Raw genomic sequence first — 25604 nt, 5'->3', positions numbered from 1 at the left:
ATGGTTCAAGCATGTGTTAGTGGCAATTTATCCCCATCTGCCTCTGATTGTGGCCAGAACTTGGCCGTTATAGGAGCCAAATCCTGAATTTTGCCAAACAAAATATGATCTTGCCACATTCCGTTGATGAATAAGTAGCTAGGTGCATATCCTAATTGGGAGAATCCGACCTTCCCCAAAAGGGCCCTTGAGACTTGGTTACTGGGCAAACAGGCCGCTTCGATTCTATGCAGATGCAAATCGTTGAACGTAAAACAACATATGCGCTGAACAGCCTCCCGCATCAAACCGTTTCCGGCAAATTGAGCGCCCATCCAATAGCCCAGTGATGCAGTCTGTGACACACCCCGGCGCACGTTGGACAAATTGAGTCCACCAACCAGTTGGTCTGTCGTTTGATCAAAGAGAAAAAATGGGTAATGGGTGCCTTCACGAATGTTGCGATTGTAGCGCCGGATTCGTTTTCTGAACGCCCCTTTTGTCAGGTCATCAGCAGGCCAGGTTGGTTCCCAAGGTTGCAGAAAACTTCGGCTCTGCTCGCGAAGCTCTGACCATTGGGCAAAATCTGCGATAACTGGCGCACGCAGATAAAGTCGATCTGTTTTTAAAGTACTGAGGGATTGGGGAGATGGGCTCATTTTGAAAAAGGACACGGATATTCTCCCCTCATTTCCAAAGCCGTTTGCGGTTATCAAAGGCTAGCAAACGGCCCCAATTCATTCGTTTCTTGCGTATTCTTATCCGCAAACCGGCGCCCACTTCACGGGAATACGCTTTAGTTTCTCGCGTATTCTTGTTCGCAAACCGGTGTGACGTTGCGGGAATACGCCTGAGACTAATATTATGAATGGGACTCAGGCGTTTATGCAAGTGGCTTAAGCTTTAATCCCCGTGAGACGTTGTTTCAACTCATCATAATTCATCATTGGCGCTTTGGGGCCAACTCTGACGTATGTTGGATTTTCGGAAGCGAAGAGGTTTTCTGCCAGCACTTGCAGGCGTTCTGCAGAGACAGCATTCAAACGTTTTTCCAGCTCTTCCAGTGCGACGGGATAACCATAAATCATCACCTGACGGGCAATTTGCCCTGCACGGGCTGCTGGGCTTTCAAGTGCCATCAACAGGCCTGCACGCAGCTGTGCTTTGGCTCTGGAGACTTCCTTCTCCGTAACACCTTTGGCGATCTCTTTGAGCTGATCAACCAGAACCTCAGTCAGTTCTGCTGCATCTTCTGGCCCCGTTGCTGCATGAACACCGAAGAATCCGGTATCGGCAAACGCCCAATGGAACGCATAGACGGAATAGCAAAGGCCGCGCTTTTCGCGCACTTCCTGGAAGAGACGAGAGGACATCCCGCCGCCAAGAATGGAAGACAACACCTGAACGGCGTAGTAATCTTTGTGCTCGTAAGGCAGGCCTTCAAACCCAAGAATAACCTGCAGCTCTTGCAGCTCTCGCTCAATAGAGCCTTCTCCGCCCACATAGCTTGCAACTGAATCAGTATCAGGGGCAGCAGGTGAGAGTTTTGAGAAACTGGATTTTGCCAGTTCCACAAGTTCGTCATGGTCTACAGCACCGGCAGCTGCCAGTACCATGTCAGAGGCGGTGTATTTGCGGGCGACATAATCGCGGATCGCATCAGCAGAAAAACCATTGACGGTTTCTGGTGTGCCAAGGATTGGGCGGCCTAACGGTTGGTTCGGCCATGCTGTTTCTAGCAGGATATCGAAGACCTGATCGTCCGGCATATCCTGAGCTGCACCAATCTCCTGAAGGATCACATGCTTTTCGCGCGCCAGTTCATCAGGATCGATGATGGAGTTTTGGAGGATATCGGCAAGGATATCCAGCCCCAGCGGCGCGTCATCAGCCAAGGTGCGAACATAGTAGTTTGTATGCTCCACACTTGTGGAGGCATTCATCTCACCACCAACGGCTTCGATTTCCTCGGCGATTTCGCGCGCGTTGCGTTTGGCTGTGCCTTTAAAGGCCATGTGTTCCAGCAGGTGGGTTATGCCGTTCTCATGCTCACCTTCCGAGCGAGACCCAGCTTTAACCCAAACCCCAAGAGCAGTTGTCTTGAGGTATTCCATCTGGTCACTAACAACAGTCAGTCCATTCTCTAGTTTCGTTAATTTGACCGCCATTAAACGCCTGCTTTCACGGCACGTGCCTTGCCTTCAACAAATTTTGCAACTTCCTGCGCGTCCGCTGGAAGCACGTCGAATTTTTCAGTCCGTTCCATCAGATCGGACAGGTGTGCGGGGAGTTCTGGGTACACACCAGAAGCACTTTCAACGGCAGCCGGGAACTTGGCTGGATGCGCGGTTGAAAGCACAATCATTGGAGTCTCATCAGTGCTGTGGCTCTTGGCAACGTGGATCGCGACCGCTGTATGGGGATCAAGCAGGTAACCACTTTCTTTAAGCGTCTCAGCAATTGTCCGCGCTATATCTTCTTCATTTGCGCGACCAGCGGTGAACTTTTCTTTAATGCAGCTCAGAGCTTTTTCCGAGAGAGAAAAGCCACCGGACTGTTTGAGGCTGTCCATCTGGCTCTTCACCGTTGCGCTGTCTTTGTCGTTTGCAGCAAACAACAGGCGCTCAAAGTTGGAAGAAACCTGAATGTCCATGGACGGAGAAGTTGTTACCACAACGCCGCGTGTCTCATAACGGCCTGTTTCCAGCGTACGTGCGAGAATGTCGTTGGTGTTGGTTGCTATCACCAGCTTCTCAATAGGCAGCCCCATCTGCGAGGCCACATAGCCTGCGAACACATCGCCGAAGTTGCCTGTTGGGACGGTGAAGGACACCTTGCGGTGTGGAGCCCCTAAGGACACAGCAGCGGTGAAGTAGTAGGTCACCTGTGCCACGATCCGCGCCCAGTTGATGGAGTTTACACCAGACAGGCCAACACGTTCACGGAATGGGAAGTTGTTGAACAAATCTTTTAGGATGCCCTGACAGTCATCAAAGTTGCCTTTGATCGCGAGGGCATGGATGTTTGCCTCCTTGGCGGTGGTCATCTGGCGCTGCTGCACAGGAGAAACACGGCCCTCTGGAAACAGGATAAAGACATCGGTGCGCTCACGGCCACGGAAGGCTTCAATCGCCGCGCCGCCAGTGTCGCCAGACGTGGCGCCAACGATGGTTGCACGAGCATCATTTTTTACAAGAACGTAATCCATCAAACGGCCTAAAAGCTGCATCGCCACATCTTTAAAGGCGAGCGTCGGGCCGTGGAAGAGTTCTAGGACGTATGTATTTGGAGCTGTCTGGATGAGAGGTGCGACAGCTTCATGTGCAAAGCTGGCGTAGGCTTCCTCGATCATCTGTTTCAGGTCATCGTGGGGAATGGAATCGCCGACAAACGGAGCGATGACTTTGAGCGCTACTTCACTGTAGGGCTTTCCAGCAAATCCTGAAATTTCCTCAGCAGATAATTGTGGGAATTCCTTCGGTAGATACAAACCGCCGTCGCGTGCCAATCCCGTGAGCAGCACCTCGGAAAAATCGAGTTCTGGAGCTTCGCCGCGCGTACTTACATATCTCACCGTTACATCCCTTCTCGCTTAACCTGAATCGGGGGATTGGAAAATCCTAGCCCGTTGGTTCTTCTCAGGTTTTTAGCTGGAGCTAAATCTAATGCTCACAAACCGGAGGTCATTGCTCCACATTTGCGAACTGGGAAATAGCAGAAAATGCAGGAAGTTGCACGGCGAAATCGCGTTTAAAGCAGTTCGCCATTTATATGGCCTCCTCAAACTGCGTTAATCTCTCCTCTCCATGCGTCCTGTTTTCTCATAGGCAGGGGCGTTTTGAGACAAAAACGCCCGTTCTTCAGGCACCCAGAGTTATGCCTGACCGATATCGCTGGAAAGCATTCCGGGATCAATTCCGAGAATACCAAGGGCGTTGTGCCACTTCTGGTCCCCTTCCCCCTCAAAGATCAAGGAGGGATCAGTTTCACAGGTCAGCCAACCATTGGCTTGCAGCTCTGCTTCCAGTTGACCCGGAGCCCAGCCGGCATATCCAAGTGCCAGAAGCGCCCTTTTCGGTCCGTTGCCACTGGCAATCGCACGCAGGACTTCTACGGTTGCTGTGAGGACAACACCCTCTTCGATTTTGAGACTCGTTTCATCAAGGAAGTAATCATCGGAATGAAGGACAAACCCGCGGCCAGCATCGACTGGTCCGCCGCGATACACTTTCCTATCAGAGAATTCGATTGCCATTGAAGCATCATCATCGGGGTCAATAATATTCAACTGACCTAAAAGCTGCCTAAATGTGATGTTAGGGGCCGGCTGATTGAGCACAATCCCCATTGCTCCCTCTTCGGAGTGGGCGCACACATAAATGACGGAATGCGCGAAGCGGCCATCCTCCATCGTGGGCATGGCGATGAGATATTGACCGTCAATGTAACCCGGTTTTTCACCAGACATGTTGGGGCGCGCTCCTCATGCTTTAATTTCGATGCCTCGTTCTTAAGTGTAGAGGCAATTACATTACAGGTACTCACGGATATTTCCGGTGATCAATGATCAGTGAGGAAAACGTGGGCTTGTTCACGGATCATTGATTGTCACGGAGACAATCTTATTGGGAATTTAAAAAGGGAACGTTTAAATAGACTCTATGATTTCTAGAATCTTCAAATCAACCCTCATTGCTGCTGCGTTGCTGACGGCTCCTGTTACAAGCGCCTTCTCTTCAAATGTGTCTGAGTGGGTGATCGTACAAGGTGGTGCTGTGCGCCTCCTTCGTGCAAGTGAGCCAAACGCTGATGGTATTTATCGAGGAGGGATTGAATTCCGCCTCGAAAGCGGTTGGCATACCTATTGGCGGTATCCGGGAGAAGCGGGCATTCCAACGGAGGCCAGCTTTGTAAATTCCGTGAATGTGGCAGAAGCGGAAGTTTTATTTCCAGCGCCTGAAACTTATAATGACGGGTTTTCCACGTCGCTGATTTACACTGACAAAGTTATCCTCCCTGTCCTCATTAAGCGGTTTAATGATGGTCGTCCGGCAGTTCTCAATGCTGACCTGACTTTTGGCATCTGTAAAGACATCTGCATTCCCGGTCAGGCTGAGGTCTCTATGATCTTGCCAACCAAAAGTGCCAATGATGTGGTCGCCGATAAATTGGTGCAAGAAGCTTTCGCAAAGCTGCCCATTGGCCAAGGCGATATGCCGAGCCAGTTCTCTGCAACGAAAATTACTGGGGAAGATAAAGACCGAACGCTGACCTTTACCGCCAAAGTTCCTCGTGGCGACAAAGCACCCGAGCTTTTTGTGGAGGGTCCGGCTGGGTCCTATCACGGCGTGCCTTTGTTGGGTTCTGTGAAAAAAGGAAAGGCCAAATGGTCTTTACCCTACAATGGATTACCAGAGGATGTAAGCAAGCTGGACTTGCGTTTGACACTGGTGACCACAGACGGTGCCTATGAAGAAACTCAGAGTGTTGAAGTGCCCCAGAGCGCCTCATCAAAATAACCAATCCAGACCTAATGTATTTGCGAAAGTAGCGTCTCGCAGATAGAACTATGTCTCACAGAGTGCATAATATGCGGATCACAATTGAGCGGTCCTGCCTCTATTGTCCATCATAAGCGTATTTACTGGAGAGTTTCCCATGGTAATCAAAGTTGGCGATAAACTGCCTGCAGCAACATTTAAGACCAACAGCACTGACGGCCCGGTTGACCTTTCCACCAATGATCTGTTCGCTGGCAAGACCGTTGTTCTTTTCGCGGTTCCTGGTGCCTTTACGCCAACCTGTCACCTGAACCACCTGCCGGGTTTCATTGACAATGCGGATGCTATCAATGCCAAAGGTGTTGATACAATCGCAGTTGTTTCCGTAAATGATGCGTTTGTGATGGCTGCATGGTCTCGCGATACACGCGCTGACAACAAGATCTTGTTCCTTGCAGATGGCAGCGCTGACTTTACCAAGGCAATCGGCCTTGAACTTGATGCTTCTGCATTCGGCATGGGTATTCGCTCCAAGCGTTACTCCATGATCGTAAAAGACGGCGTCTTGTCTTCCCTAAACATCGAAGAAGCTCCCGGCGAAGCAACGATCTCTTCAGCTGAAAACATTCTTTCTCAGCTATAAATCTCAATTGGCATTCATTTTGCGGTTCTCCGACTCCGAAATCGTTTGTTCCTTTTCGTAAGCGCGCTGCAAGACCACTGCTGAAATAATTTAGGGGAGCCTTTGCTCCCCTTTTTTTGTTAGCGGTTTACCGCTGATTATTTCGATCTTTTCGCGCGGCTTTTGAGAGCATTCGATACCGCTCATTTTCTACTTCATCGTCGTCGTCGTCTGCCTCGTCCTCGGTCTGAGGATTTGGTTTATCGCGCTCGAGCCATGCCTTGATCAGGAACGCGAGGTAGACGCCAATCAGAGCAAGCGCCAGCGCAGCCCATGTAAAAGCGTATTGCAGGTGGTTGTTGGAAAACGTCATGCGTGTTTCACCAGCCTGCGGGAGGTCTCCAGCTATATTGAGAATTTCCTGCAAATCGATGGTGTAAGGTGCGGTTCTTTCTGGCAGAAGGCCAAGCGCGTCTGCCATGTTTTTAGGTTCGCGTACAAACCATTCGTGAGTTTTTGGGTTATCATCCGCGGAGAACATGCTGGCGACTTCGGCTTTGCGTGCCAGACCCGTGATTGTAATTTCCCCGCGTGGGGGCGCAGACCCAAGGCGTGTGCTGAAGTCTTTGCGATCCAACGGAATAAAGCCGCGATTGACCAGAACTGTCCAGCCGTCTTCCGCGATGAACGGCGCGTACAAAAAGTACCCTTGCCCGCCCAACCGCCCTTTCGGCTTGGTCAGCGTATCAAAGTAAAACAGTTCGCCGAGAATGAACTGGCCGGTGACCTTGACTGGCATGTAATCAATGATGTCGCTGGTGAGATCTTCCCACATTGCCGGACCCGGGGCTGCAACTGCAGGTTCGTTGGCGCGCACTCCTGCCCGCTCAATCAGCGCAATTTTATCGTCAAGACGGCTAAACTGCCACAGGCTGAGGTTCGCCAGAATGATCAAACCAATGGCAGCACACAGGTGTAGGGCCCAGAATGACTTGAGAAATGGTACGAACTTTTGCTTTTCCGCCTCTTGGTCCTCTGCACCGTCGTCCACCTCAATGTCATCTCTATATTTATCAGATCGAGCACTGCGCAAGGTTTTGGCCGGTTCTTCATGCCAGTCGATGTCAGTTTTGTTGAATCTCTTTTTACCAATTCCGGGATCGTTGGCGCCCTTATCATCAATCATCGAGTTTTCCTTCCGATGCATTGTTTCGGTACTGCATGGCGATCAGCAATCCCTTAAGAGGGCGCAGCAGCGCTATGCTTAAAAGCACAGTGACCGGTGCCCAGATGACCATGTGCAGCCAAAGCGGTGGTTGGTACGTAAACTCAATAAAAAGCACACCACCAACAATGACAAAACCGAGGATAAGAATAACAAATACCGCAGGCCCATCTCCCGAATCCGCGAAATCGAAGGGCAATTCGCAACTGGAGCAGGATTTACGCAGCTTTAGGAGGCCCTGAAACAAAGGCCCATTCCCACATCTTGGACACTTCCCGCGCAAGCCTGCGGACACAGGATTAGCGGGTAAGCCATAGTAAAGGCTTGGTTTTTTGTTCTCACTCATCTCGGCCTCAGCGAATCAGGTAGGCCCAGACTATGCGGGACAACGCTACCTCGGTCATATACATATAGAAAAGGCGGCTTGCGCCGCCCTTATCACTTTCACATTTTGTCTAAAAATCAGACACACTCTTGGTTAGACCCGACGTTAAGCACCGCCCCAGATATAAACGGCAGCAAACAAGAAGAGCCAGACAACATCAACAAAGTGCCAATACCAAGCAGCAGCTTCAAAACCGAAGTGCTTTGTTGTGGTGAAATGGCCTGCAAGAGCGCGGAACAAACACACAGCCAGGAAGATGGTGCCCACGATCACGTGGAAGCCATGGAAGCCCGTCGCCATGAAGAAGGTTGCGCCATAAATATTATCAGAGAAGCTAAAAGCTGCGTGGGAGTATTCGTAGACCTGACAGGTCGTAAAGATTGCGCCCAGAACAACCGTTGCAATCAGACCCCATTTCACACCCTCGCGGTCCCCGTGAACCATTGCATGGTGTGCCCAGGTAACAGTGGTACCGGACAGCAGCAAGATCAGGGTGTTCAGCAATGGAAGGTGCCAAGGGTCGAACGTTTCAATACCCACTGGTGGCCATACACCGCCGGTATGTGCAACGCGGCCAAACTGCTGCGCTTCGCCAGCGAACAGGGATGCATCAAAAAACGCCCAGAACCATGCAACGAAGAACATCACTTCGGAAATGATGAACAACATCATGCCGTACCGCAGATGCAAGGACACAACACGGGTGTGGTGGCCTTCATGAGATTCTTTTACGGTATCGCGCCACCACATAAACATGGTGTAAAGGACAACACCCAGACCGATTGCGAACATGGGCCAACCGGTCAGAGTAAATCCAACAGTTGTTTCCCCGTCCGCATTGCTCAGGAATGAGAAGCTTACGCCGCCCTCACTCATACGCATAAACGCAATTGCGCCGATTGCCATAACCAGCGCCCCCATTGACCCAATAAATGGCCACGGGCTTGGCTCGATAATATGATAATCGTGGTTCTTAACACCAGCCATATTTTTGCTCCCCATTTCAAAATGGTCGCCTCTGCTACGCAGATCCGTCTTGCAACCTAAAGCTTACCTGCAGTGCCATCACTTGGAGTAACCACCGCAGCTGTTTCGTCTTCGCCGTCTTTCGGCAATTCAAAGAATGTGTAGGACAAGGTGATCTCCTTGACGTTCTTCAAGTTCTCGTCCTTGTCCATTTCCGGATCGATAAAAAACACGACCGGCATATCGACTGACTCTCCCGCATTCAGCGGTTGTTCCGTGAAGCAGAAGCAATCAATTTTGTTGAAGTAGCCACCAACTTCAAACGGGGCTACGTTAAATATTGCAGTCCCAGTCGAGCGTTGGCTTGCGGTGCTCGTTGCCTGGTACAAAATCTCTGACATCTGGCCAAGTTTAACGCGAACCTTGCGTTGCTTCGGCTTAAAGTCCCAGTCCAGACCTTCCGCTACGTTCGCATCGAAGCTAACGATAATTTCCCGGTCCAAAATAACGTCAGAACCCTCTTCCGCGCGCTGTGTGGTTCCGCCATATCCTGTCACCTGACAGAAGATCTGGTAGAGCGGTACAGCTGCAAAGGAGAGACCAACCATGGCACAGAATATAAAGCCGCAAATTGCAGCAACTTTGACGTTGCTCCGATTTATTTTGGCGAGATCTGTATTTTCAGGGTTTTGATCTGTCATCTTGGCTTTCTTAGAATGGTCGATCAATAATGCCTGCGCCAAGCTTTGCGATCGTAACCGCATAAAACAGGGCAACCAGCACTGCCAAGGAAATTGCAAGCGCAACAGATCTACCGCGGCGGGCTTTTACCTGTTCGTCTGAAAGAATTGCTTTTTGTTCGTTCATTTTCTTCTCTTTCCAGAAATGCCTTAGACCAAGCCAATCATGTTCTCAGCCAGCAACCCTGCAAAAATCAGCATGAGGTAGAACAGCGAAAACTTGAAGAGCGACATTGCAGCCTTCTTGGCGGCGTCTCCCTCTCGGATTTTCCAGACACGCACCGCGTAGCCAATGAAGATCAGACCGAGGATTGCAGAGGCCACACCAAAGAACTCAGTGGCGAAGCCAAGGAAATAGGGAGACATGCCAACTGGCAGCAGCAAAAGTGAGTAAAGAACAATTTGATGTCGTGTTGCAGTTTCACCAGCAACCACCGGCATCATCGGGATACCTGCCTTCTGATAGTCGCTGTTTTTAACCAGCGCCAAAGCCCAGAAATGCGGCGGTGTCCATGTAAAGGTAATCATAAACAGTGCTATGCTTACCATGGACACATCGCCCGTTACTGCAGCCCAGCCAACCATTGGAGGAAGCGCGCCGGCAGCACCGCCTATAACGATGTTCTGCGGCGTGGAGCGTTTGAGCCACATTGTGTAGATGACAACATAGAAGAAGATAGTGAAAGCCAGCAGAGCGGCTGCAAACCAGTTCGCCACCAGACCCAGTGACAGGACAGACCCGACTGAAAGCACCATACCGAAGGCGAATGCTTCATTGCGCGTGATTTTGCCTGCCGGAATGGGGCGTTTTTGGGTGCGAGACATGACAGCATCAATGTCTGCATCCCACCACATATTCAGCGCACCGGATGCACCCCCGCCAATGGCAATGCAAAGAATTGAAACCAAACTCAGAAAAGGATGCTGGTTGCCCGGTGCCATAACCAGACCAACCACTGCTGTAAACACAACAAGAGACATCACACGCGGCTTAAGCAACGCGATATAATCAGAAACGCTTCCACGACCTCCCAGGTCGATTGCGTCCTCGTTTATCCCTTGTGTCTGTTCCAGCATTGTCATGCCTGTACCTCTGTCGTGGTTTTGAAACCCGTGCCGTTTTGGCTTTTTTGGTCTCGACCCAGAATTTTATAGCACTTCAGGTCTTATGCTTTGGTTCGATCCGGGGGCAAAACCTCGCCCCCGGCAAAATCTTCAACCCGCTATTTGATCTTAGGAAGGATCTCAAACTGGTGGAATGGAGGAGGAGAAGACAGAGTCCATTCCAAAGTTGTTGCACCTTTGCCCCATGGATTATCGCCAGCAACACGCTTCTTCAGGAATGCTTCCAAGACACACACCAGGAAGATCAGAACAGCGAAGCCGGAGATGTAAGAGCCGATGGAGGACACGTAGTTCCAACCTGCATATGCATCTGGGTAATCAGCGTACCGACGTGGCATGCCTGCAAGACCAAGGAAGTGCTGCGGGAAGAACACGAGGTTTACGCCGATGAACATGACTGCAAAGTGCAGGTTGCCGAGGAACTCGGAGTACATGTAGCCGGAGATTTTAGGGAACCAGTAGTACCAGGCCGCGAAGATCGCGAACACAGCGCCCAGAGACAGAACGTAGTGGAAGTGAGCCACAACGTAGTAGGTGTCATGCAGTGCGCGGTCGAGACCAGCGTTTGCCAGCTGCACACCCGTTACACCACCAACAGTGAACAGGAAGATGAAGCCAACAGCCCAGATCAACGGTGTTCGGAACTCGATGGACCCGCCCCACATGGTTGCAATCCATGAGAAGATCTTGATGCCGGTTGGGACCGCGATCACCATAGTTGCAAACAGGAAGTAGGCTTGTGTATCTGCGGACAAACCAACCGTGAACATGTGGTGGGCCCACACAACAAAGCCAACCACACCAATCGCAACCATCGCGTACGCCATGCCAATGTAACCAAATACTGGTTTGTTGGAGAACGTGGAGATGATGTGAGACACGATGCCGAATGCTGGCAAGATCAGGATGTACACTTCAGGGTGACCGAAGAACCAGAACAGGTGCTGGAACAAGATTGGGTCGCCGCCACCAGCAGCTTCAAAGAAGGTCGTGCCGAAGTTACGGTCTGTTAGCAGCATGGTGATCGCGCCCGCCAAAACTGGCAAGGAGATCAACAGCAGGAAGACAGTTACCAACACGGACCATACAAACAGCGGCATCTTGTGCATGGTCATGCCAGGCGCGCGCATGTTGAAGATAGTGGTAATGAAGTTGATTGCACCAAGAATAGAAGATGCACCAGCAAGGTGAAGTGACAGGATTGCAAAGTCCATTGCAGGACCCGGCTGACCAGATGTGGAGAGCGGTGGGTAGATGGTCCAACCGCCGCCGACACCGTTTCCACCTGGAGGTCCTGGCACGAAGAGTGAAAGGAGCAACAGGATGAATGCTGGTGGCAGAAGCCAGAATGAGATGTTGTTCATGCGTGGGAACGCCATATCAGGCGCACCAATCATGATTGGAACAAAGTAGTTCGCGAAACCACCAATCAGTGCAGGCATTACCATGAAGAAAATCATGATTAGCGCGTGCGCTGTGGTGAAGACGTTAAAGATATGCGGATCGGAAAAATATTGCATGCCAGGTTCTTGCAGTTCCATACGAATACCGATGGAAAGAAGACCGCCGACAATACCGGCCATGATCGCGAAGATCAGGTAAAGGATGCCAATATCTTTGTGGTTGGTGGAGTAAACCCACCGCACCCATCCAGTTGGATGGTCATGTGCATGCGTTTCAGACGCAGACATCGTTGTGCTCCCTCGTAAAGTTCTTGCTCGTATGTGCTGCAGTCCTTGACGCGCGCATACTTGACTAAATCTGTTAGTCCCGCTGTTAGCGGGACACGACCTTCACGTCGGCAGCTGCGGCGGCAGCAACCTTTTTCTGTTCAGCAATTAAGCTTGCGAGAAGTGCGTTTGCTTCATCCACGTCAGACTTTGCAGCCTCAGCCCAAGCCTGGTAATGCTCTTTGGTAACAACCTGAACAGCAATCGGCATGAACGCGTGAAGCTTGCCGCAAAGCTCAGAACACTGGCCGTAGTACATGCCGGTGTTGTCTGCGCGGAACCAAGTCTCATTCAAACGGTATGGAATCGCATCAATTTTGATGCCGAATGCAGGAACCGCGAAGGAGTGGATCACATCTGCTGCTGTCACCTGAACGCGAACAGTGGTGTCCACTGGAACAACAAGGTTGTAATCGGCAGCAAGAAGACGTGGCACCTCAGCGACGGTGAGGCCTTTTTCTGCCATAAGCTCAGCGCGCTCATCGTCCTGAAGCATCAATGCGTCAAAGGACACATCTTCCATGCCTTCATCAGCGTACTCGTAGCCCCAGTACCACTGGTAGCCGGTCGCCTTGATGGTCATTTCATATTCAGGAATGTCGAGCTGTTTGAAAAGCAAACGGAAGGACGGAACTGAAATCATGACCAGAATGAGGATTGGAACAACGGTCCAAGCCACTTCGATCATGGTGTTATGAGAAGTGCGAGATGGCGTAGGATTGGCCTTCTTGCGAAATTTAAACATTACGACGATGAGCAAGCCTGCCACGAACACCGTAATTGCTGAAATAATGATCAGCGTAAAATCGTTAAACCAGCGAATGTCTTTCATCACTGTCGTAGCCGCAGGCTGCATGCCCATCTGCCACGGCGTTGGCTGTGCTGCAGTTGCTACACCTGCCATAAGTCCCGTCAAACCAAACACTGTTGTTGCAGCAATGGTCATCAGGTGATGCTTCAAGAGCTTCATCACGTCTTGCGCTCCCCGTCCCTCATATAGCCGCCGAAGCGGCAATTCTCTTCTTGTCACGCCTGTGGAGTGCCCTTGTTGGCCCGTCCGGCCAGTCCTCACACTTGCGTGAATGCCTGCGACATATTAACCCAAAGAAGGCATCTACGCGATTCTCCTTAGGTTATAGCGACTAAAGGTCGCGGCATGGTTTGACTTTGATCAATGTGAGGGACAAAAACCATAAGAAACCCGCAGATGCAATGGGGTTATTATGGTTCACTGGTGTTTTCACCTAGTTACTTTTGCGGATATCAATTATCGATGAGATTCATCTAAGGGACTAATTTTCCCCATTGTATCGCCACTTTATCAGCAAAAATGTCCGTTACCTCTGCGTGAACAAAATGAGTCAATACCGAGATTTTGCCTGTAGTTACGTGGACAGCCAGCAATGCTTGTTTGCTCTTTTACTTCAGGAGCGGTATTCCCATAAATGAACACAGAACACCCCTTGCCGCAGCGCGAGGAAACAGGCACTGCATAGCCGGTGAACTGGAGGAAGGTTTTTTGAAGCAATTTTTACGCACGCTGACGCTTACAGTTGCGATGGCACTGGCCGGAACTGCCGGTTTTTCAGGAGTAAGCTATGCGCAACAAGCGCTTGGCGAACTTGAAGGCGAGTTTGGCGACTGGCAACAGCGGTGTGACCAACCTCCCGGTTCCAACGTTAAGCAGTGTGCACTCATACAGAGCGTGACTGATTCTGAACGCGATACGGTTGGGTTGACAGCCATCATTTTGAAGACGGCTGATCAGCAGACGACTTTGATGCGCATTCTGGTTCCGCTTGGCGTTCTCCTACCCTCTCAGCTTGGTTTGAAGATTGATGGCAAAGATGTTGGCCGGATGCCTTTCATCCGCTGTCTGCCTTTACCAAGTGGTTGCGTTTCTGAGGCAATGTTGGAAAAAGACCTGATCGACAAACTTTCTGCGGGTCAGACAGCCACGTTCATTATTTTCGAGACCCCTGAAGAAGGTATCGGTATTCCGATTTCTCTTGGTGGCTTGAAAGAGGGGCTTGCTGCTCTACCGTGATGGTGAGCATCCAGCGTCTTTGAACAGAGAATTCTTAAAAAGCCGAAGCGGTGCGAACTGCCTCGGCTTTTTTTGTCTTAATTCCATTCAAATACCTCACATTATGTGAAGGTTTTGGCCTCCAATAATTGGGCTTGAACTTTCATCTGGTAACACATCGTGAAAGATTGCCGCAAATCTGGCCTCCCGAGCTGGTAAATTCCTCATCTGTAGGTGATTTGTGCCAATAGCCCTTCACGTTTATTTCGCTTTTGTGGCGACCACATTGCTTATTATGTCGGTCCCAGATGCCAGCAAAATGCTGATCTTGTCCCGCTCCGCTTCTGGTGGTGCCAGTGCTGGGCTTGTGACTTTGATCGGCGTAAAAGTAGCTGAGGCTGTGCAGGTGATTTTAGTTTCGATCGGACTGTCATGGCTGATCGTAGCGTATCCCTCCATTTTTGAAGGCGTTACGCTGATCGGAGCCATCTATCTGGTTTATGTGGGCATTAAAACATGGCAGGCAGACAACAAACAATCGAGGCAGGCAAAACGACGAGGCTCTGATTTTCTCACTGGCTTCAGCATCAGCCTCGCAAATCCCAAAACTATCATTTTCCTAGGTACGCTTTTCCCTCACTTCCTCAATCATGCAGCTCCCCTGGACATACAGTTCGCGCTTCTGGGCACGACATTTTTGGTAATTGCGACGCTTCTTGATACACCGCTTGTAATTGGTGGTGGGCTTGTCGAACGCCTCATTCACTCACCTCAAATTTTGGATTGGTTGAAACGATTAAACAGCGGTGTCCTGCTTGTTGCAGGCGTCTTTCTCATGGGCCTCTTCATCTTTAAATAAGGATGGCTACACCTCTAAAAATCTCCATATTTCACAAGGAATTTGGTGAGAGTAGCCATGGCATTTTGACGTCTCAAAACACGTTACAATCAGGCCGCCCTTCCACGCATATTGAGGCGCACAAAAACTAACGCTTGGTACAATCCCAGATGATAAACATCAGCCTTTACCTTGGATATATTGCGGCAACCTTCGTTCTGCTCGCCATCCCTGGCCCAAACATCATGATGATACTGGCCAAATCCACCTGCTGCGGAACGCGCGCCGGATTGCTAACTGTGGTTGGAATGACCGTCGCACAGGCCATACAGATCCTTATTGTTGTTCTGGGCCTCTCTTGGATCGTGAACGCCTATCCTTATGCATTCGAGATCGTGAAATTGGGCGGTGCGGCCTATTTGATTTATTTGGGAGTCCGGTATTGGCTTGGGTCTAGCAAACTGGAAAGCCTGAAAAGATCTGCTGATCATTGCTTCCAGACAGGGTTTTATGTTGGCATTTCCAACCCAAAATCCTTGCTGTTTATGGCTGCATTTTTCCCTCAGTTTATTGACAAGGCATATGCGCCAGACCCTCAGCTTTTTCTTTTAGGCATTACTTATATTGTCATGGCTATATTGCTGGATGTTTCCCTGAGTTTGCTGGCTGGGACTGCACGTCCTCTTTTAGCAGCGCCATCAACCCAGGCCATTATCGACAAAGTCACCGGAGCAGTGTTGGTATGTGCCGGATTATTGCTGGTCTTTCTCGGATAGCCTTCAATTCCTTGGGAGCTTACGCCTTCCCTTCCCCTATATTGAGATCTAAGCCTTGAAAGTGCGCTGATTGTTCGCCACAACAGAACAAATCCTTTTATTTCGGAGTTTTACCCATGAGCGATAAACCGATTGATCTTCTCCAGACCTCAGGATTGGATGAAGAAACTGCGCGCCAGATCACCTCGGCAGCGCTTAAGGGTGCTGATGATGGGGAACTCTACTTGGAATACAGCCAGGACGAAGGGCTTGTGTTTGATAACGGACGCTTGAAGTCTTCCACTTTCAGCACCGGCCAAGGCTTTGGTTTACGCGCTGTTGTGGGCGAGGCGACTGGCTACGCTCATTCCGGCGATATCTCTGAGGCAGCCCTGAAACGTGCAGCCGATGCTGTGTCATCTGTACAAAGCGGACATGCCGGTACGTATGCAGAGGCTCCAGCCCGGACAAACCAGAAGCTTTACACCGATGAAAACCCAATCGGCAGCCCGACCTTTGCGGAAAAAGTAAAGCTGTTGCAAGAGATTGACGCTTATGCCCGTGCGAAGGATTCGCGCGTTCAGCAAGTCACGATCTCGCTGGCTGGCAGTTGGAAGACCATTGATATTCTTCGGGCAGATGGTCACCGTATCCGTGACGTACGCCCGTTGGTTCGGCTCAACGTTTCCATTATAGCAAGTGATGGTGACAAGCAGGAATCCGGCTCCTATGGCGCTGGTGGACGTGAAGGGTTTGGTGAGTTTGTTGCAGAAACAAGCTGGCAGCATGCAGTAGAAGAAGCTCTGCGTCAGGCCCTTGTTAATCTGGAAGCAATCCCAGCTCCTGCTGGTACCTTTGATGTTGTTCTGGGCAATGGCTGGCCGGGTATTCTGCTTCATGAGGCCATTGGTCATGGTCTTGAAGGTGATTTCAACCGCAAAAAAACCTCCGCTTTTGCGGGTCTTATGGGACAGCAGGTGGCTTCTAAAGGTGTGACCATTGTTGATGATGGCACGATCTCCAAGCGCCGCGGTTCCCTTTCCGTTGATGATGAAGGCACTCCAACAGGTCGCACGACCCTGATTGAAGACGGCATTCTTGTTGGCTATATGCAGGACCGTCAGAACGCACGCCTGATGGGTGTTGAGCCAACAGGCAACGGTCGGCGCGAGTCCTACGCACATCAACCACTGCCACGCATGACCAACACTATTATGGAGAATGGTGACCAAGACCCGAAAGAGATCCTCGAGAGCCTAGAAGATGGTATCTACGCGGTGTCCTTCGGCGGTGGCCAGGTGGACATCACCTCCGGCAAGTTCGTCTTCTCCTGCACCGAAGCCTACCGTGTTCAAAACGGTAAGATCGGCGCTCCGGTTAAAGGCGCGATGCTGATCGGTAACGGTCCGGATGCCCTCACCCGCGTCACCATGATCGGCAATGACATGAAGCTGGATCCGGGTATCGGTACCTGCGGTAAAGCTGGTCAGGGCGTTCCAGTTGGCGTTGGTCAGCCGACCATGCGCATTAATGAGATGACAATCGGCGGAACAGCGACCTAAGTCCCGACCACCACCCTCTAACACCACAAAGGGGCAGCAATGCCCCTTTTTCTTTGCGTGCCTGCTGCTTAGTCGCTCAAGGGGATCGATGGAATAAAACCTGCGCGGATACGATTGGTTTTCCAGTTCATCACATGACGAATAGCGTTTTGATAAAGCAGTTTCATCAGGGGAGAGAAAGCCTGCATATGCTCGGCATAAAATACATCCGGGCTCTCATAGGTTCCAAAGTCGTTGTTAATCCCGGTTTTTTGAATGTAGGTATCCTGCCCATTCCACTTCACCTGCGGCGTACTAAGGCAGTTGGTACCAACCCCATATCCGCAGAGTGACTGGCGTTTTGGTGCGAACTGTTTTTGCAGTGCGATAAGAAATGCATCATCCAGAATGAAGCCTTCCAAATTTATCCAACGCCCATCCAAGTAGACCTCCACCCATGAATGCAGAATATTATCAGGGGCGATCTTATAGATCAGCTCTGGCACCACGCCTCTTTGCAGGGATTTATGGATGGTAAAGCCGTGTAGACGGCAGGGAATACCCACCGCTCTCATCAGCGCCATCAGCAGTGTGCCTTTGGTGTTGCATTGGCCAATCCCATCAGCAAGCACCTGACTTGCTGGGATATTGTCCTCTGTGTTGTAACCAAACAGAATCTCATTACGAACGAAATCGTAGACCGCGCCTGCACGATCAAAAGATGACAGCTTCACCCAATTACGCTGCTCAGTGAGCTGGCGAATGGACGGCGATCTGAAATTCAGAAGCTGAGTTTCCTGCACTAAGATATCTAGTTGTGTGTTCGGTTTATCCAACATTTCGCGCCTCCAATCGAGAATGAATCGACTGTAAAGGCTCTAGTCACTGTAGGTTCAAGTCCTAAATTGCAAAAATTATCACTGCAACTGAGATGGACTTCTGGCGGGCTTTGTTAAGGATCTCGACGAATTGCCTCAGGTTGGCCGCTTTGATTTTAGTGGGTGTTTACGATGTACCTGTAGCTTCCTCCTAAAAATAAGAATGAGCCGCACCTTTCATGATCGAACTCCACCAACTGGATTTTGTGACAGATATCATGCTGTTTCTAAGCATGGCTATCCTTGTGGTTCCGATTGCCAAATTGGTTCGGATCGGGACCATTGTCGGCTACCTCATCGCCGGTGTTATTCTTGGCCCCTGGGGTTTGGGGCAATACCTTGGCAGCCCCTTCAGCACACCTGATGAGTTACGCCCCATTGGAGAGCTCGGCGTTGTCATGCTGTTGTTTCTGATTGGGTTGGAACTCAACCCGGGACGGTTATGGTCTTTGCGCAAAGCAATTTTTGGCACCGGTTCTGCTCAGGTTTGCTTTTCCGCGCTTTTAATTGGACTTGGCGTCCATGTGGTGGGCGTTGACTGGCAAAGGTCCCTCATTATCGGTTTGACACTTGCGTTGTCCTCTACAGCTCTAACCCTGCGGATATTGCAAGATCGCGGTGATCGCACAACAGTGATGGGGCAGACCTCCATCGCAATCCTGCTGTTTCAAGACATGATGATTGTGCCAGTGCTGGCCTTAATGGCCATTGTTGCACCGATATCCATTGACACAGGACAGAGACCGGGTTGGGAAACGGCACTCATCACCACATCAACTGTGCTGCTGCTGGTGGCTGTTGGGCGGTATTTACTCACTCCGTTGTTCCGCCTTTTTGCCCGTATTGGCGCAAGAGAGATGATGACGGCCTCGGCCCTCCTTACGGTGCTTGGTGCTGCTGCGCTTATGAAAGCGGTTGGTCTTTCCAGCGCACTTGGGGCTTTTATCGCCGGGGTTATGCTTGCAGAAAGTTCGTTCCGCCATGAATTAGAAGCGGATCTTGAGCCATTTCGCGGGTTGTTGCTGGGTTTCTTTTTCATCACCGTTGGTATGTCCATTGATCTGAACTTTGTGTACAGCAACTGGCTGACGGTTCTGGCCTGCAGTTTTGGTTTGATGCTGGTAAAATGCATCAGCATTTTTGTTGTGGCGAGGGTCTCAGGTCATACCACCGATAACAGCTTGAAGATTGGCGGTCTTCTCGCGCAAGCTGGCGAATTCGGCTTTGTTATTTTTGCGGCGGCAGTCGCTGTTGACCTGTTCAACCCGCACCAAAACAGTCTGCTGTCCGCCATCATCTCCTTTAGCATGGCATTCACTTTGTTGAGTGTGCAGCTCACCCAATGGCTTGGCGCCAAGTTCAAACCAGAGCCTGTAAAGCCGGATATTCCAAACAGCAAAGAAGGCGGATCTAAAGTCCTGGTGATTGGGTTTGGCCGGTTTGGCCAGCTTGCCTGTCAGTTGCTTATCGCTCAGGGTTCAACTGTGACTGTGCTTGATACGGATGCGCAGCGTATTCGCGATGCATCGCGCTTTGGATATCGCATCTATTACGGTGATGGGCGGCGTTTAAATGTGTTGCGGGCAGCTGGTGCCGACACCTCCAGCGTCATAGCCGTTTGTACTGAGCGGCCTGAAACCACCAGTCAGATTGTGAAAATGACGAAGGCTCAGTTCCCTCTTTCCAAGATCTTTGCCCGTGCCCATGACCGGCGCCATGCCATTCAACTGGTAACAGCAGGTGCTGATTTTCAATTGCGGGAAACGCTTGAATCCGCCCTTCAGTTTGGCCGGGAAATTCTGGAGGAACTGGGTGTTGATGAAGACCAGACCCATGAAATTCTGGCGGATGTTCGGCGCAGGGATGTAGAATTGCTGGCCCTGCAACAGGTTGGGGGGCTTTATGCTGGTTATAAGCGGTTCAAACTGCCGGATGTTCCCGTTCAACCCCTGATCAAACCTAAATCTGAATCCACGCCGCTCAATGAGCCCGCCCGCAGATTAGCAGAAGCAGACCGTAAATCGGAAGGAGATAAAAAGGACAAGCCAGAAACATCGGTCCCCCCTGCGGAAGAATCTGATTAGCTTTATACGGAAAACTACAATTAGCCATAGACAGACCTAGGGTCTTCCCCTCAGACTCGGTTTGATGATGCACCTTTTGTATGTCGGTGAATGGCATACACGTATTTAGGACACTTATGGCAGCCGCTCATGTCCCTCCGTTTTTCATAGAGACCATTGTAGTCCTTTCTGCCGCTGTTATTGCAGTTCCCATTACTAAACGTCTTGGCCTTGGCGCTGTGGTTGGCTTTCTTGCAGCCGGAATGGTGATTGGCCCTTATGGCATTGGCTTCTTCGACGAGCCTGAGCGAATTTTGGGTTTTGCGGAACTTGGGGTGGTGCTGTTATTGTTCGTTATCGGGTTGGAGTTGGAACCCGCTCGGTTGTGGACCATGCGACGAGACATCTTTGGCCTTGGAACGGCGCAGGTCCTTATTTCAGGGTTTGTTTTGACGTTGTGCGCCATGGCGTTCGGGTTGCCTATGGAAATAGCGCTGATTGCCGGATTGGGGCTCGCCCTCTCCTCCACAGCGTTTGCCTTGCAGATGTTGCAGGAACGAGGGCATCTCAGCACCAAATACGGACAACGTGCCTTTGGCATTTTACTGCTTCAGGATATGGCAATTGTACCTTTGCTGGCGCTGGTTGGCATTTTGGCACCAGCTGAAGCAGATGCAGGGGACGCCTCTATCGCCGTTCAGGTGATTATCGTGGTTGCGGCTGTTGGCTTCGTGATTTTTGCTGGTCGCTTTTTGCTTTCCCCTCTCCTCCAATTTCTCACCGCCTCCGGTGGCCGGGAACTGATGATTGCGGCCGCCCTTCTGGTTGTGCTTGGTAGCGCCGGTTTGATGAGCCTTGTTGGACTTTCCATGGCGCTGGGGGCGTTCCTTTCCGGTGTGATGCTCGCCGAATCCAGCTATCGACACACACTGGAAGCCGATATTGAGCCATTCCGCTCATTGCTGATGGGGTTGTTCTTCATCACCGTTGGCATGGCGCTTGAGCTGGATCTCATTGTTGCCAACTGGCAAACGGTTATCTCTGCTGTTGTGGTGCTGATGATTGTTAAGGGTGTTCTTTTATGGGGTCTTTCTCGTCTTTTCGGGTCTTCCAACTCTGATGCTTTGCGCGTTGCCGTTACACTGCCACAAGGCGGTGAGTTCGCGTTTGTTCTGTTTTCCGCCGCTGCAGCAGTTTCTATTTTGCCGGAAGAAACGGCCAACATCTTAAGCGCCGTGGTTATTTTAACAATGCTGCTAACCCCACTTGGGGCCGTTGGCCTTGATTTCGTGGCTGAACGGTTGAAAAAACGGGGTCATACGTCCAGCAAGATTGAAAGTTTTGAGGATGCCTGTCCGAGCGTTTTGATCGTCGGGTTTGGCCGATTTGGAATGATGGTTGCGCAGATGCTCATCTCTGAGGGCATCTCTGTTACTGCGCTGGACAATCAACCGGGACGTATTAACGACGCCAAACAGTATGGCTACAAAGTTTATTATGGAGATGCGACCCGTTCGGATGTTTTGAAAGCCGCTGGCGGAGAAAACGCAACTCTGATCGCGCTTTGCATTGAGAACGACCAGGTCATGAAGCAAGCGATTTTGCAGATCCGCTCGGCCTTTCCTGAGGCAGCGCTCTATTGCCGGGCAACAGACCGCGCCCATGCGCTGGACCTAACCCGGCTTGGTGTTGATTATCAAATCCGCGAAACGTTTGAATCCAGTTTGACCTTTGGGAGAAAGGCGCTTGAATTCCTTGGGTTGCCTGCGGACCGGATCGCCGAAGTTGAGGAAGACGTGCGGAAGCGGGATGCTGAACGGTTGACGTTGCAGCTTGCAGGAGGGGTGCTGGCTGGCTCTGACAAACTTCATCAACGCACGCCACGAGATGATGACAAATCAGAAAAACCTGACTGATCAACTCAGCAAATCATGCCTGCGCTCTTGACCTTAGAAGGTTTGAAGCACATTTAGTCTGTGGGCTGCACTGCTAGTCTGGGGGCTGCGCTGTGGCCTCATTCTCAATTTTGTGATCTGTGGCACTGCTTTGTTGCAAGATCCCCTGTAATTCCGATGGATCGTTATGGCTGGTGAATACTCAATCGGTGAACTTGCTAAAATGGCTGGCGTCAAAGTTCAAACCATCCGTTTTTATGAGCAGAAGAAGTTGATACCCGAACCACCACGCACGATAGGTGGTCAACGGCGTTACAGCACAGAGCATTTAAATCGGCTTTCGTTCGTTCGGCACGGGCGTGAGCTTGGCTTCTCACTTGAGATGATTGAGAGCCTAATGCTGCTGAAAGAACACCCGGAAGATGATTGCGAGGGCGCGGATCAGATTGCCCGTACTCACCTCATTGAAGTGGAGGACAAGATCCTTCGCCTGAAAAGTCTGCAAACTGAGCTAAAAAAGATGCTGACTCATTGTTCTAACGGAAAAATACATAATTGCAGGGTCATTGAGGCCCTGTCCTGCGATTGCTATCAGCATCGCGAAAAGTGAGTTTTTATGTCCGGTCCTACACCTGCTAGCGCGAGCAAAGCGAAGTTCACCGATGGCTCGACAATGCGCCATGTTCTGGTGATGACTTCGGCCAGCTCAGTTGGTTTAATTTCTATTTTCCTCGTTGATTTTGCTAACCTTTTTTATATTGCTCAATTGGGTATTGAAGAACTAGCTGCCGCTATTGGTTATGCGGGAACAATCATGTTCTTCAACTCTGCTATCGGCATCGGACTTTCCATTGCCGCCAGTGCATCCGTTTCACGGCGTATCGGTCAAGGAAATGTCAAAGGCGCCCATCGCCTCGTAACCATGTCCCTCATCATGTCAACATTGATATCGCTGATGGTGGTCGCGGGCAGTCTCGCCTTTCTTGATGATTTGGCTATGTTGCTGGGCGCTAAGGGTAGAACGCTCGATTTCACGCTGAGCTTCCTCTACATCGTCGTACCATCCATGCCGTTTTTGTGTGGTGCAATGGTGCTCTCTGCCCTGCTGCGCTCCGTTGGTGATGCGCGCGGCGCAATGTTTGTTACCCTTTCCAGTGGCTTTGTGGCTGCGATATTGGACCCAATCTTCATTTTCGGCCTCGACATGGGCATTACAGGCGCGGCGATTGCCTCTGTGATAGCGCGTGTGATTATGGTCGGTGTTGGCTTGTACATTCTCATCGCCAAACATCAGCTGCTTGGGAGGCCTGAGGTTTCCAAGCTGGTTAGTGACACGGTTGATCTGTTCAAGGTTGCGACACCGGCGATGCTGACCAACCTTGCAACTCCTGCTGGTAACGCATGGATCATCTCAGAGCTGGCACAGTTTGGCGATGGCGCGGTTGCGGGTTTTGCAATTGTTGGTCGTATTATTCCGGTGGCTTTTGGCGCTTTGTTTGCGCTGTCCGGTGCTGTCGGTCCGATTATCGGACAAAACTATGGTGCGCTGAGGTTTGATCGCCTGAGCATGGTGGTGAAAGATTCACTGTTGTTGATCGTGGTCTACACTCTGTCGGCATGGGGTTTGCTGTATCTGCTACAAGATCAGTTGGTGCTGTTCTTCAATGCGGAGGGAGACAGCGCATCGCTCGTGTTCTTCTTCTGCAGCTTTGCTGCGGCAGGTTTTCTCTTTAACGCAGCCATTTTTGTTACCAACGCAGTCTTCAACAATCTGGGTCTTCCGGTTTATTCCATGTTGTTTAACTGGGGCCGTGCTACCATTGGCACTATCCCCTTTACGATTGTTGGGGCGCAGATTTATCAGGCAAACGGTGTTCTGGCTGGACAAGCCTTAGGCGGCATTGTCTTCGCATTCATGGCCCAGTATGTGTGCTGGCGAACCATTGGCAAAATTCGCCGGGAAAAACTGGCTGTTGCTTGATTGTTGCCAAGATTCTATGAGAAAACATACCGCCCTTCCATACTGGCAATTTGTTAGTTTGGGCGGTATGAAGGGTCAAACGAAACAACTCTGGATGCAAAAATAATGAACCGTTTTGAACAACCGCGCATTCCAACAGAAGCTCGTATCCAATATCTGGACGGAGATTATTCGGTTAAAGCGCCGGGAAACTTTGTGAAGTGTGCTGTAACAGGCAAAACGATCATGCTGGAAGACCTAAAATATTGGAGCGTGTCGCGTCAAGAAGCCTACATTGATGCAGATGCTGCGTTAAATGCCTATGAGAAAAACAGCTTTCAGGCTTAACTCACGCTTCTTCTCAGGTTTTTATTTTGCCAAAACAAGTTTCAGGCGTTCCATGAGAGCGTCTGGATCAGCGATCTTCATTTCCACCTCAAGTACACTTGCCAGATTTGCTAGCCGGGCAATCGATGGCTCTTCACGCCCATCCAAGCGCACGTAGTCTTTTGTGGTGGTGATCGGCAATAGGTCCTGCTCCTCAGCAATGCTCAGGATTTTGCGGGCATCTTCCTTGGTGAAATGATGATGGTCTGGAAACGACAAGCTTTTCACCACCTCCGCTCCGGTTTCGCGAAGGCTTGCAAACAACTTTTCCGGGCGGCCTATTCCTGCAAACGCCAGAACACGTTCACCTTCCAATGCATCCGCTGAGACTGGACGAATAGCAGCGTACTCAATTTCAATTCCAGCTGTCTTCGCACCTTGTTGCTGCGGGCAACTGGCATTGCCATCCCCAACGACCATGAGCAGATCGACACGCTTCAATTGTTTTTTAAACGGCATTCTAAGCGGCCCTGCAGGGATGCATTTCCCATTGCCAATTCCGGTCTTGGCATCGAGCAGAACAATCGAATAATCTTTATGCAACGAGGGATTCTGGTAACCATCATCCATGATGATGACCGAGATTTCCTGCTTTTCCAGCAGTTTTGCGCCTGCTGCCCTGTCCGCGCATATTACAGTTGGGCCTTTACGCGCCAACAAAAGTGCCTCGTCTCCTACTTCCTCAGCTGAGTACTTTGATTGCTCCACCAGCAAAGGGCCTTTGTAGGTGCCACCGTAGCCGCGCAGGAGAAAGCCCGGTTTGTGACCTGCTTCTTTCAGAAGTGCATTCAGCGCTATAGCAAATGGTGTTTTGCCTGTCCCACCTGCTGTGAAGTTGCCGATACAGATGACTGGTTTTTTGGCTTTGTACCTTGGATTGTATTGAAACCGCTTTGCAGCAAAATGTCCGTAGAGTGCACTGAGTGGGCTCAGAAGAGCTGACTGCCATGTCCGTTCTACAGTCCACCAAAAATCAGGAGCATTCATA

Annotated in this window: 25 protein-coding genes; 11 read left to right on the top strand and 14 right to left on the bottom strand. The window is 50.7% G+C overall.

All coding sequences use genetic code 11. The features are described from left to right. Window positions 1–5: 5 nt before the first annotated feature. The 4 genes from BLS62_RS07100 to BLS62_RS07085 all read right to left on the bottom strand — a co-directional run bounded on the left by BLS62_RS07100 (window position 6) and on the right by BLS62_RS07085 (window position 4447). Complete coding sequence (locus tag BLS62_RS07100) at window positions 6–653, bottom strand: GNAT family N-acetyltransferase (RefSeq protein WP_093178689.1); 648 nt, start codon at window positions 651–653, stop codon at window positions 6–8. Window positions 654–875: 222 nt separating this feature from the next. Further along, the gene (locus tag BLS62_RS07095) at window positions 876–2147 is read right to left on the bottom strand and encodes a M16 family metallopeptidase (protein ID WP_093178687.1); all 1272 of its coding nucleotides are present in this window, start codon (window positions 2145–2147) and stop codon (window positions 876–878) included. After that, window positions 2147–3553: a threonine synthase gene (thrC, locus tag BLS62_RS07090; protein ID WP_093178685.1), complete on the bottom strand. Its 1407-nt coding sequence runs from the start codon at window positions 3551–3553 to the stop codon at window positions 2147–2149. Before thrC ends, BLS62_RS07095 begins: the two co-directional genes overlap by 1 nt. A 300-nt stretch (window positions 3554–3853) precedes the next feature. Next, window positions 3854–4447 carry a YqgE/AlgH family protein gene (locus BLS62_RS07085; protein ID WP_093178683.1) on the bottom strand — a complete coding sequence of 198 codons (594 nt, stop codon included), beginning with the start codon at window positions 4445–4447 and terminating at the stop codon, window positions 3854–3856. A gap of 193 nt (window positions 4448–4640) precedes the next feature. Here BLS62_RS07085 and BLS62_RS07080 point away from each other — a divergent pair, with 193 nt between their 5' ends. Further along, a complete protein-coding gene (locus tag BLS62_RS07080; protein WP_093178680.1) occupies window positions 4641–5498 on the top strand; it encodes a protein-disulfide reductase DsbD domain-containing protein in 858 nt (285 codons plus the stop codon). Window positions 5499–5637: 139 nt separating this feature from the next. Then, on the top strand, window positions 5638–6123 hold the full coding sequence (locus BLS62_RS07075; protein WP_093178678.1) for a peroxiredoxin: 486 nt from the start codon (window positions 5638–5640) through the stop codon (window positions 6121–6123). 127 nt (window positions 6124–6250) lie between these two features. Here BLS62_RS07075 and BLS62_RS07070 read toward each other — a convergent pair whose 3' ends face one another. The 8 genes from BLS62_RS07070 to coxB form a co-directional block, all read right to left on the bottom strand. Continuing rightward, window positions 6251–7288 carry an SURF1 family protein gene (locus BLS62_RS07070; protein ID WP_093178676.1) on the bottom strand — a complete coding sequence of 346 codons (1038 nt, stop codon included), beginning with the start codon at window positions 7286–7288 and terminating at the stop codon, window positions 6251–6253. Continuing rightward, window positions 7281–7673, bottom strand: a complete 393-nt coding sequence (locus tag BLS62_RS07065) for a DUF983 domain-containing protein (protein WP_208990722.1) — start codon at window positions 7671–7673, stop codon at window positions 7281–7283. The genes BLS62_RS07070 and BLS62_RS07065 overlap by 8 nt, the downstream gene beginning before the upstream one ends. A 144-nt stretch (window positions 7674–7817) precedes the next feature. Further along, window positions 7818–8699 (bottom strand): cytochrome c oxidase subunit 3, encoded by an 882-nt coding sequence (locus tag BLS62_RS07060; protein WP_093178647.1) that lies wholly within the window; start codon window positions 8697–8699, stop codon window positions 7818–7820. Between the two features lie 56 nt (window positions 8700–8755). Beyond that, window positions 8756–9379: a cytochrome c oxidase assembly protein gene (locus BLS62_RS07055; RefSeq protein ID WP_093178645.1), complete on the bottom strand. Its 624-nt coding sequence runs from the start codon at window positions 9377–9379 to the stop codon at window positions 8756–8758. 10 nt (window positions 9380–9389) lie between these two features. Then, a complete protein-coding gene (locus tag BLS62_RS31335) occupies window positions 9390–9545 on the bottom strand; it encodes a hypothetical protein (RefSeq protein WP_200798482.1) in 156 nt (51 codons plus the stop codon). Window positions 9546–9568: 23 nt separating this feature from the next. Continuing rightward, window positions 9569–10501 (bottom strand): heme o synthase, encoded by a 933-nt coding sequence (locus BLS62_RS07050; RefSeq protein WP_093178643.1) that lies wholly within the window; start codon window positions 10499–10501, stop codon window positions 9569–9571. A 140-nt stretch (window positions 10502–10641) separates the two neighbouring features. Next, a complete protein-coding gene (gene ctaD / locus BLS62_RS07045; RefSeq protein ID WP_093178641.1) occupies window positions 10642–12234 on the bottom strand; it encodes a cytochrome c oxidase subunit I in 1593 nt (530 codons plus the stop codon). An 85-nt stretch (window positions 12235–12319) separates the two neighbouring features. Then, entirely contained in the window at window positions 12320–13243 is a 924-nt protein-coding gene (gene coxB / locus BLS62_RS07040; RefSeq protein WP_093178639.1) for a cytochrome c oxidase subunit II, read from the bottom strand. A gap of 549 nt (window positions 13244–13792) precedes the next feature. Between coxB and BLS62_RS07035 the strand changes: the two genes are divergently transcribed. The 4 genes from BLS62_RS07035 (at window position 13793) to tldD (ending at window position 17454) form a co-directional block, all read left to right on the top strand. After that, on the top strand, window positions 13793–14320 hold the full coding sequence (locus tag BLS62_RS07035) for an invasion associated locus B family protein (protein WP_244283550.1): 528 nt from the start codon (window positions 13793–13795) through the stop codon (window positions 14318–14320). A 274-nt stretch (window positions 14321–14594) separates the two neighbouring features. Beyond that, a complete protein-coding gene (locus BLS62_RS07030; protein WP_093178637.1) occupies window positions 14595–15158 on the top strand; it encodes a LysE family translocator in 564 nt (187 codons plus the stop codon). A 149-nt stretch (window positions 15159–15307) separates the two neighbouring features. After that, the gene (locus BLS62_RS07025; RefSeq protein ID WP_093178635.1) at window positions 15308–15913 is read left to right on the top strand and encodes a LysE family translocator; all 606 of its coding nucleotides are present in this window, start codon (window positions 15308–15310) and stop codon (window positions 15911–15913) included. 116 nt (window positions 15914–16029) lie between these two features. Further along, window positions 16030–17454 (top strand): metalloprotease TldD, encoded by a 1425-nt coding sequence (gene tldD / locus BLS62_RS07020; protein ID WP_093178633.1) that lies wholly within the window; start codon window positions 16030–16032, stop codon window positions 17452–17454. Between the two features lie 68 nt (window positions 17455–17522). Here tldD and BLS62_RS07015 read toward each other — a convergent pair whose 3' ends face one another. Further along, complete coding sequence (locus BLS62_RS07015) at window positions 17523–18272, bottom strand: transglutaminase-like domain-containing protein (protein ID WP_093178631.1); 750 nt, start codon at window positions 18270–18272, stop codon at window positions 17523–17525. Between the two features lie 218 nt (window positions 18273–18490). Here BLS62_RS07015 and BLS62_RS07010 point away from each other — a divergent pair, with 218 nt between their 5' ends. The 5 genes from BLS62_RS07010 (at window position 18491) to BLS62_RS06990 (ending at window position 24577) form a co-directional block, all read left to right on the top strand. After that, window positions 18491–20395: a monovalent cation:proton antiporter-2 (CPA2) family protein gene (locus BLS62_RS07010; protein ID WP_093178629.1), complete on the top strand. Its 1905-nt coding sequence runs from the start codon at window positions 18491–18493 to the stop codon at window positions 20393–20395. 116 nt (window positions 20396–20511) lie between these two features. Continuing rightward, entirely contained in the window at window positions 20512–22290 is a 1779-nt protein-coding gene (locus BLS62_RS07005) for a monovalent cation:proton antiporter-2 (CPA2) family protein (RefSeq protein ID WP_093178627.1), read from the top strand. Window positions 22291–22456: 166 nt separating this feature from the next. Further along, complete coding sequence (locus BLS62_RS07000) at window positions 22457–22879, top strand: MerR family transcriptional regulator (RefSeq protein ID WP_093178625.1); 423 nt, start codon at window positions 22457–22459, stop codon at window positions 22877–22879. A gap of 6 nt (window positions 22880–22885) precedes the next feature. Next, window positions 22886–24250, top strand: coding sequence for an MATE family efflux transporter (locus tag BLS62_RS06995; protein WP_200798481.1), 1365 nt, complete (start codon window positions 22886–22888; stop codon window positions 24248–24250). 105 nt (window positions 24251–24355) lie between these two features. After that, window positions 24356–24577: a DUF2093 domain-containing protein gene (locus tag BLS62_RS06990; RefSeq protein WP_093178623.1), complete on the top strand. Its 222-nt coding sequence runs from the start codon at window positions 24356–24358 to the stop codon at window positions 24575–24577. 21 nt (window positions 24578–24598) lie between these two features. Here the strand turns inward: BLS62_RS06990 and lpxK are convergent, their stop codons facing one another. Next, window positions 24599–25603: a tetraacyldisaccharide 4'-kinase gene (lpxK, locus tag BLS62_RS06985; protein ID WP_093178621.1), complete on the bottom strand. Its 1005-nt coding sequence runs from the start codon at window positions 25601–25603 to the stop codon at window positions 24599–24601. Window position 25604 lies beyond the last annotated feature (1 nt).

Source organism: Pseudovibrio sp. Tun.PSC04-5.I4 (assembly GCF_900104145.1).
Lineage (GTDB): Bacteria > Pseudomonadota > Alphaproteobacteria > Rhizobiales > Stappiaceae > Pseudovibrio.
This window is presented reverse-complemented; position numbering and strand designations above follow the sequence as displayed.

Excerpts from the sequence above, each read along its gene's own strand:
- BLS62_RS07095 (WP_093178687.1), bottom strand. The coding sequence starts at position 2,147 with ATGGCGGTCAAATTAACGAAACTAGAGAATGGACTGACTGTTGTTAGT.
- BLS62_RS07085 (WP_093178683.1), bottom strand. The coding sequence starts at position 4,447 with ATGTCTGGTGAAAAACCGGGTTACATTGACGGTCAATATCTCATCGCC.
- BLS62_RS07080 (WP_093178680.1), top strand. The coding sequence starts at position 4,641 with ATGATTTCTAGAATCTTCAAATCAACCCTCATTGCTGCTGCGTTGCTG.
- BLS62_RS07075 (WP_093178678.1), top strand. The coding sequence starts at position 5,638 with ATGGTAATCAAAGTTGGCGATAAACTGCCTGCAGCAACATTTAAGACC.
- BLS62_RS07070 (WP_093178676.1), bottom strand. The coding sequence starts at position 7,288 with ATGATTGATGATAAGGGCGCCAACGATCCCGGAATTGGTAAAAAGAGA.
- BLS62_RS07065 (WP_208990722.1), bottom strand. The coding sequence starts at position 7,673 with ATGAGTGAGAACAAAAAACCAAGCCTTTACTATGGCTTACCCGCTAAT.
- BLS62_RS07060 (WP_093178647.1), bottom strand. The coding sequence starts at position 8,699 with ATGGCTGGTGTTAAGAACCACGATTATCATATTATCGAGCCAAGCCCG.
- BLS62_RS07055 (WP_093178645.1), bottom strand. The coding sequence starts at position 9,379 with ATGACAGATCAAAACCCTGAAAATACAGATCTCGCCAAAATAAATCGG.
- BLS62_RS31335 (WP_200798482.1), bottom strand. The coding sequence starts at position 9,545 with ATGAACGAACAAAAAGCAATTCTTTCAGACGAACAGGTAAAAGCCCGC.
- BLS62_RS07050 (WP_093178643.1), bottom strand. The coding sequence starts at position 10,501 with ATGACAATGCTGGAACAGACACAAGGGATAAACGAGGACGCAATCGAC.
- ctaD (WP_093178641.1), bottom strand. The coding sequence starts at position 12,234 with ATGTCTGCGTCTGAAACGCATGCACATGACCATCCAACTGGATGGGTG.
- coxB (WP_093178639.1), bottom strand. The coding sequence starts at position 13,243 with ATGAAGCTCTTGAAGCATCACCTGATGACCATTGCTGCAACAACAGTG.
- BLS62_RS07030 (WP_093178637.1), top strand. The coding sequence starts at position 14,595 with ATGTCGGTCCCAGATGCCAGCAAAATGCTGATCTTGTCCCGCTCCGCT.
- BLS62_RS07025 (WP_093178635.1), top strand. The coding sequence starts at position 15,308 with ATGATAAACATCAGCCTTTACCTTGGATATATTGCGGCAACCTTCGTT.
- tldD (WP_093178633.1), top strand. The coding sequence starts at position 16,030 with ATGAGCGATAAACCGATTGATCTTCTCCAGACCTCAGGATTGGATGAA.
- BLS62_RS07015 (WP_093178631.1), bottom strand. The coding sequence starts at position 18,272 with ATGTTGGATAAACCGAACACACAACTAGATATCTTAGTGCAGGAAACT.
- BLS62_RS07010 (WP_093178629.1), top strand. The coding sequence starts at position 18,491 with ATGATCGAACTCCACCAACTGGATTTTGTGACAGATATCATGCTGTTT.
- BLS62_RS07005 (WP_093178627.1), top strand. The coding sequence starts at position 20,512 with ATGGCAGCCGCTCATGTCCCTCCGTTTTTCATAGAGACCATTGTAGTC.
- BLS62_RS07000 (WP_093178625.1), top strand. The coding sequence starts at position 22,457 with ATGGCTGGTGAATACTCAATCGGTGAACTTGCTAAAATGGCTGGCGTC.
- BLS62_RS06995 (WP_200798481.1), top strand. The coding sequence starts at position 22,886 with ATGTCCGGTCCTACACCTGCTAGCGCGAGCAAAGCGAAGTTCACCGAT.
- BLS62_RS06990 (WP_093178623.1), top strand. The coding sequence starts at position 24,356 with ATGAACCGTTTTGAACAACCGCGCATTCCAACAGAAGCTCGTATCCAA.
- lpxK (WP_093178621.1), bottom strand. The coding sequence starts at position 25,603 with ATGAATGCTCCTGATTTTTGGTGGACTGTAGAACGGACATGGCAGTCA.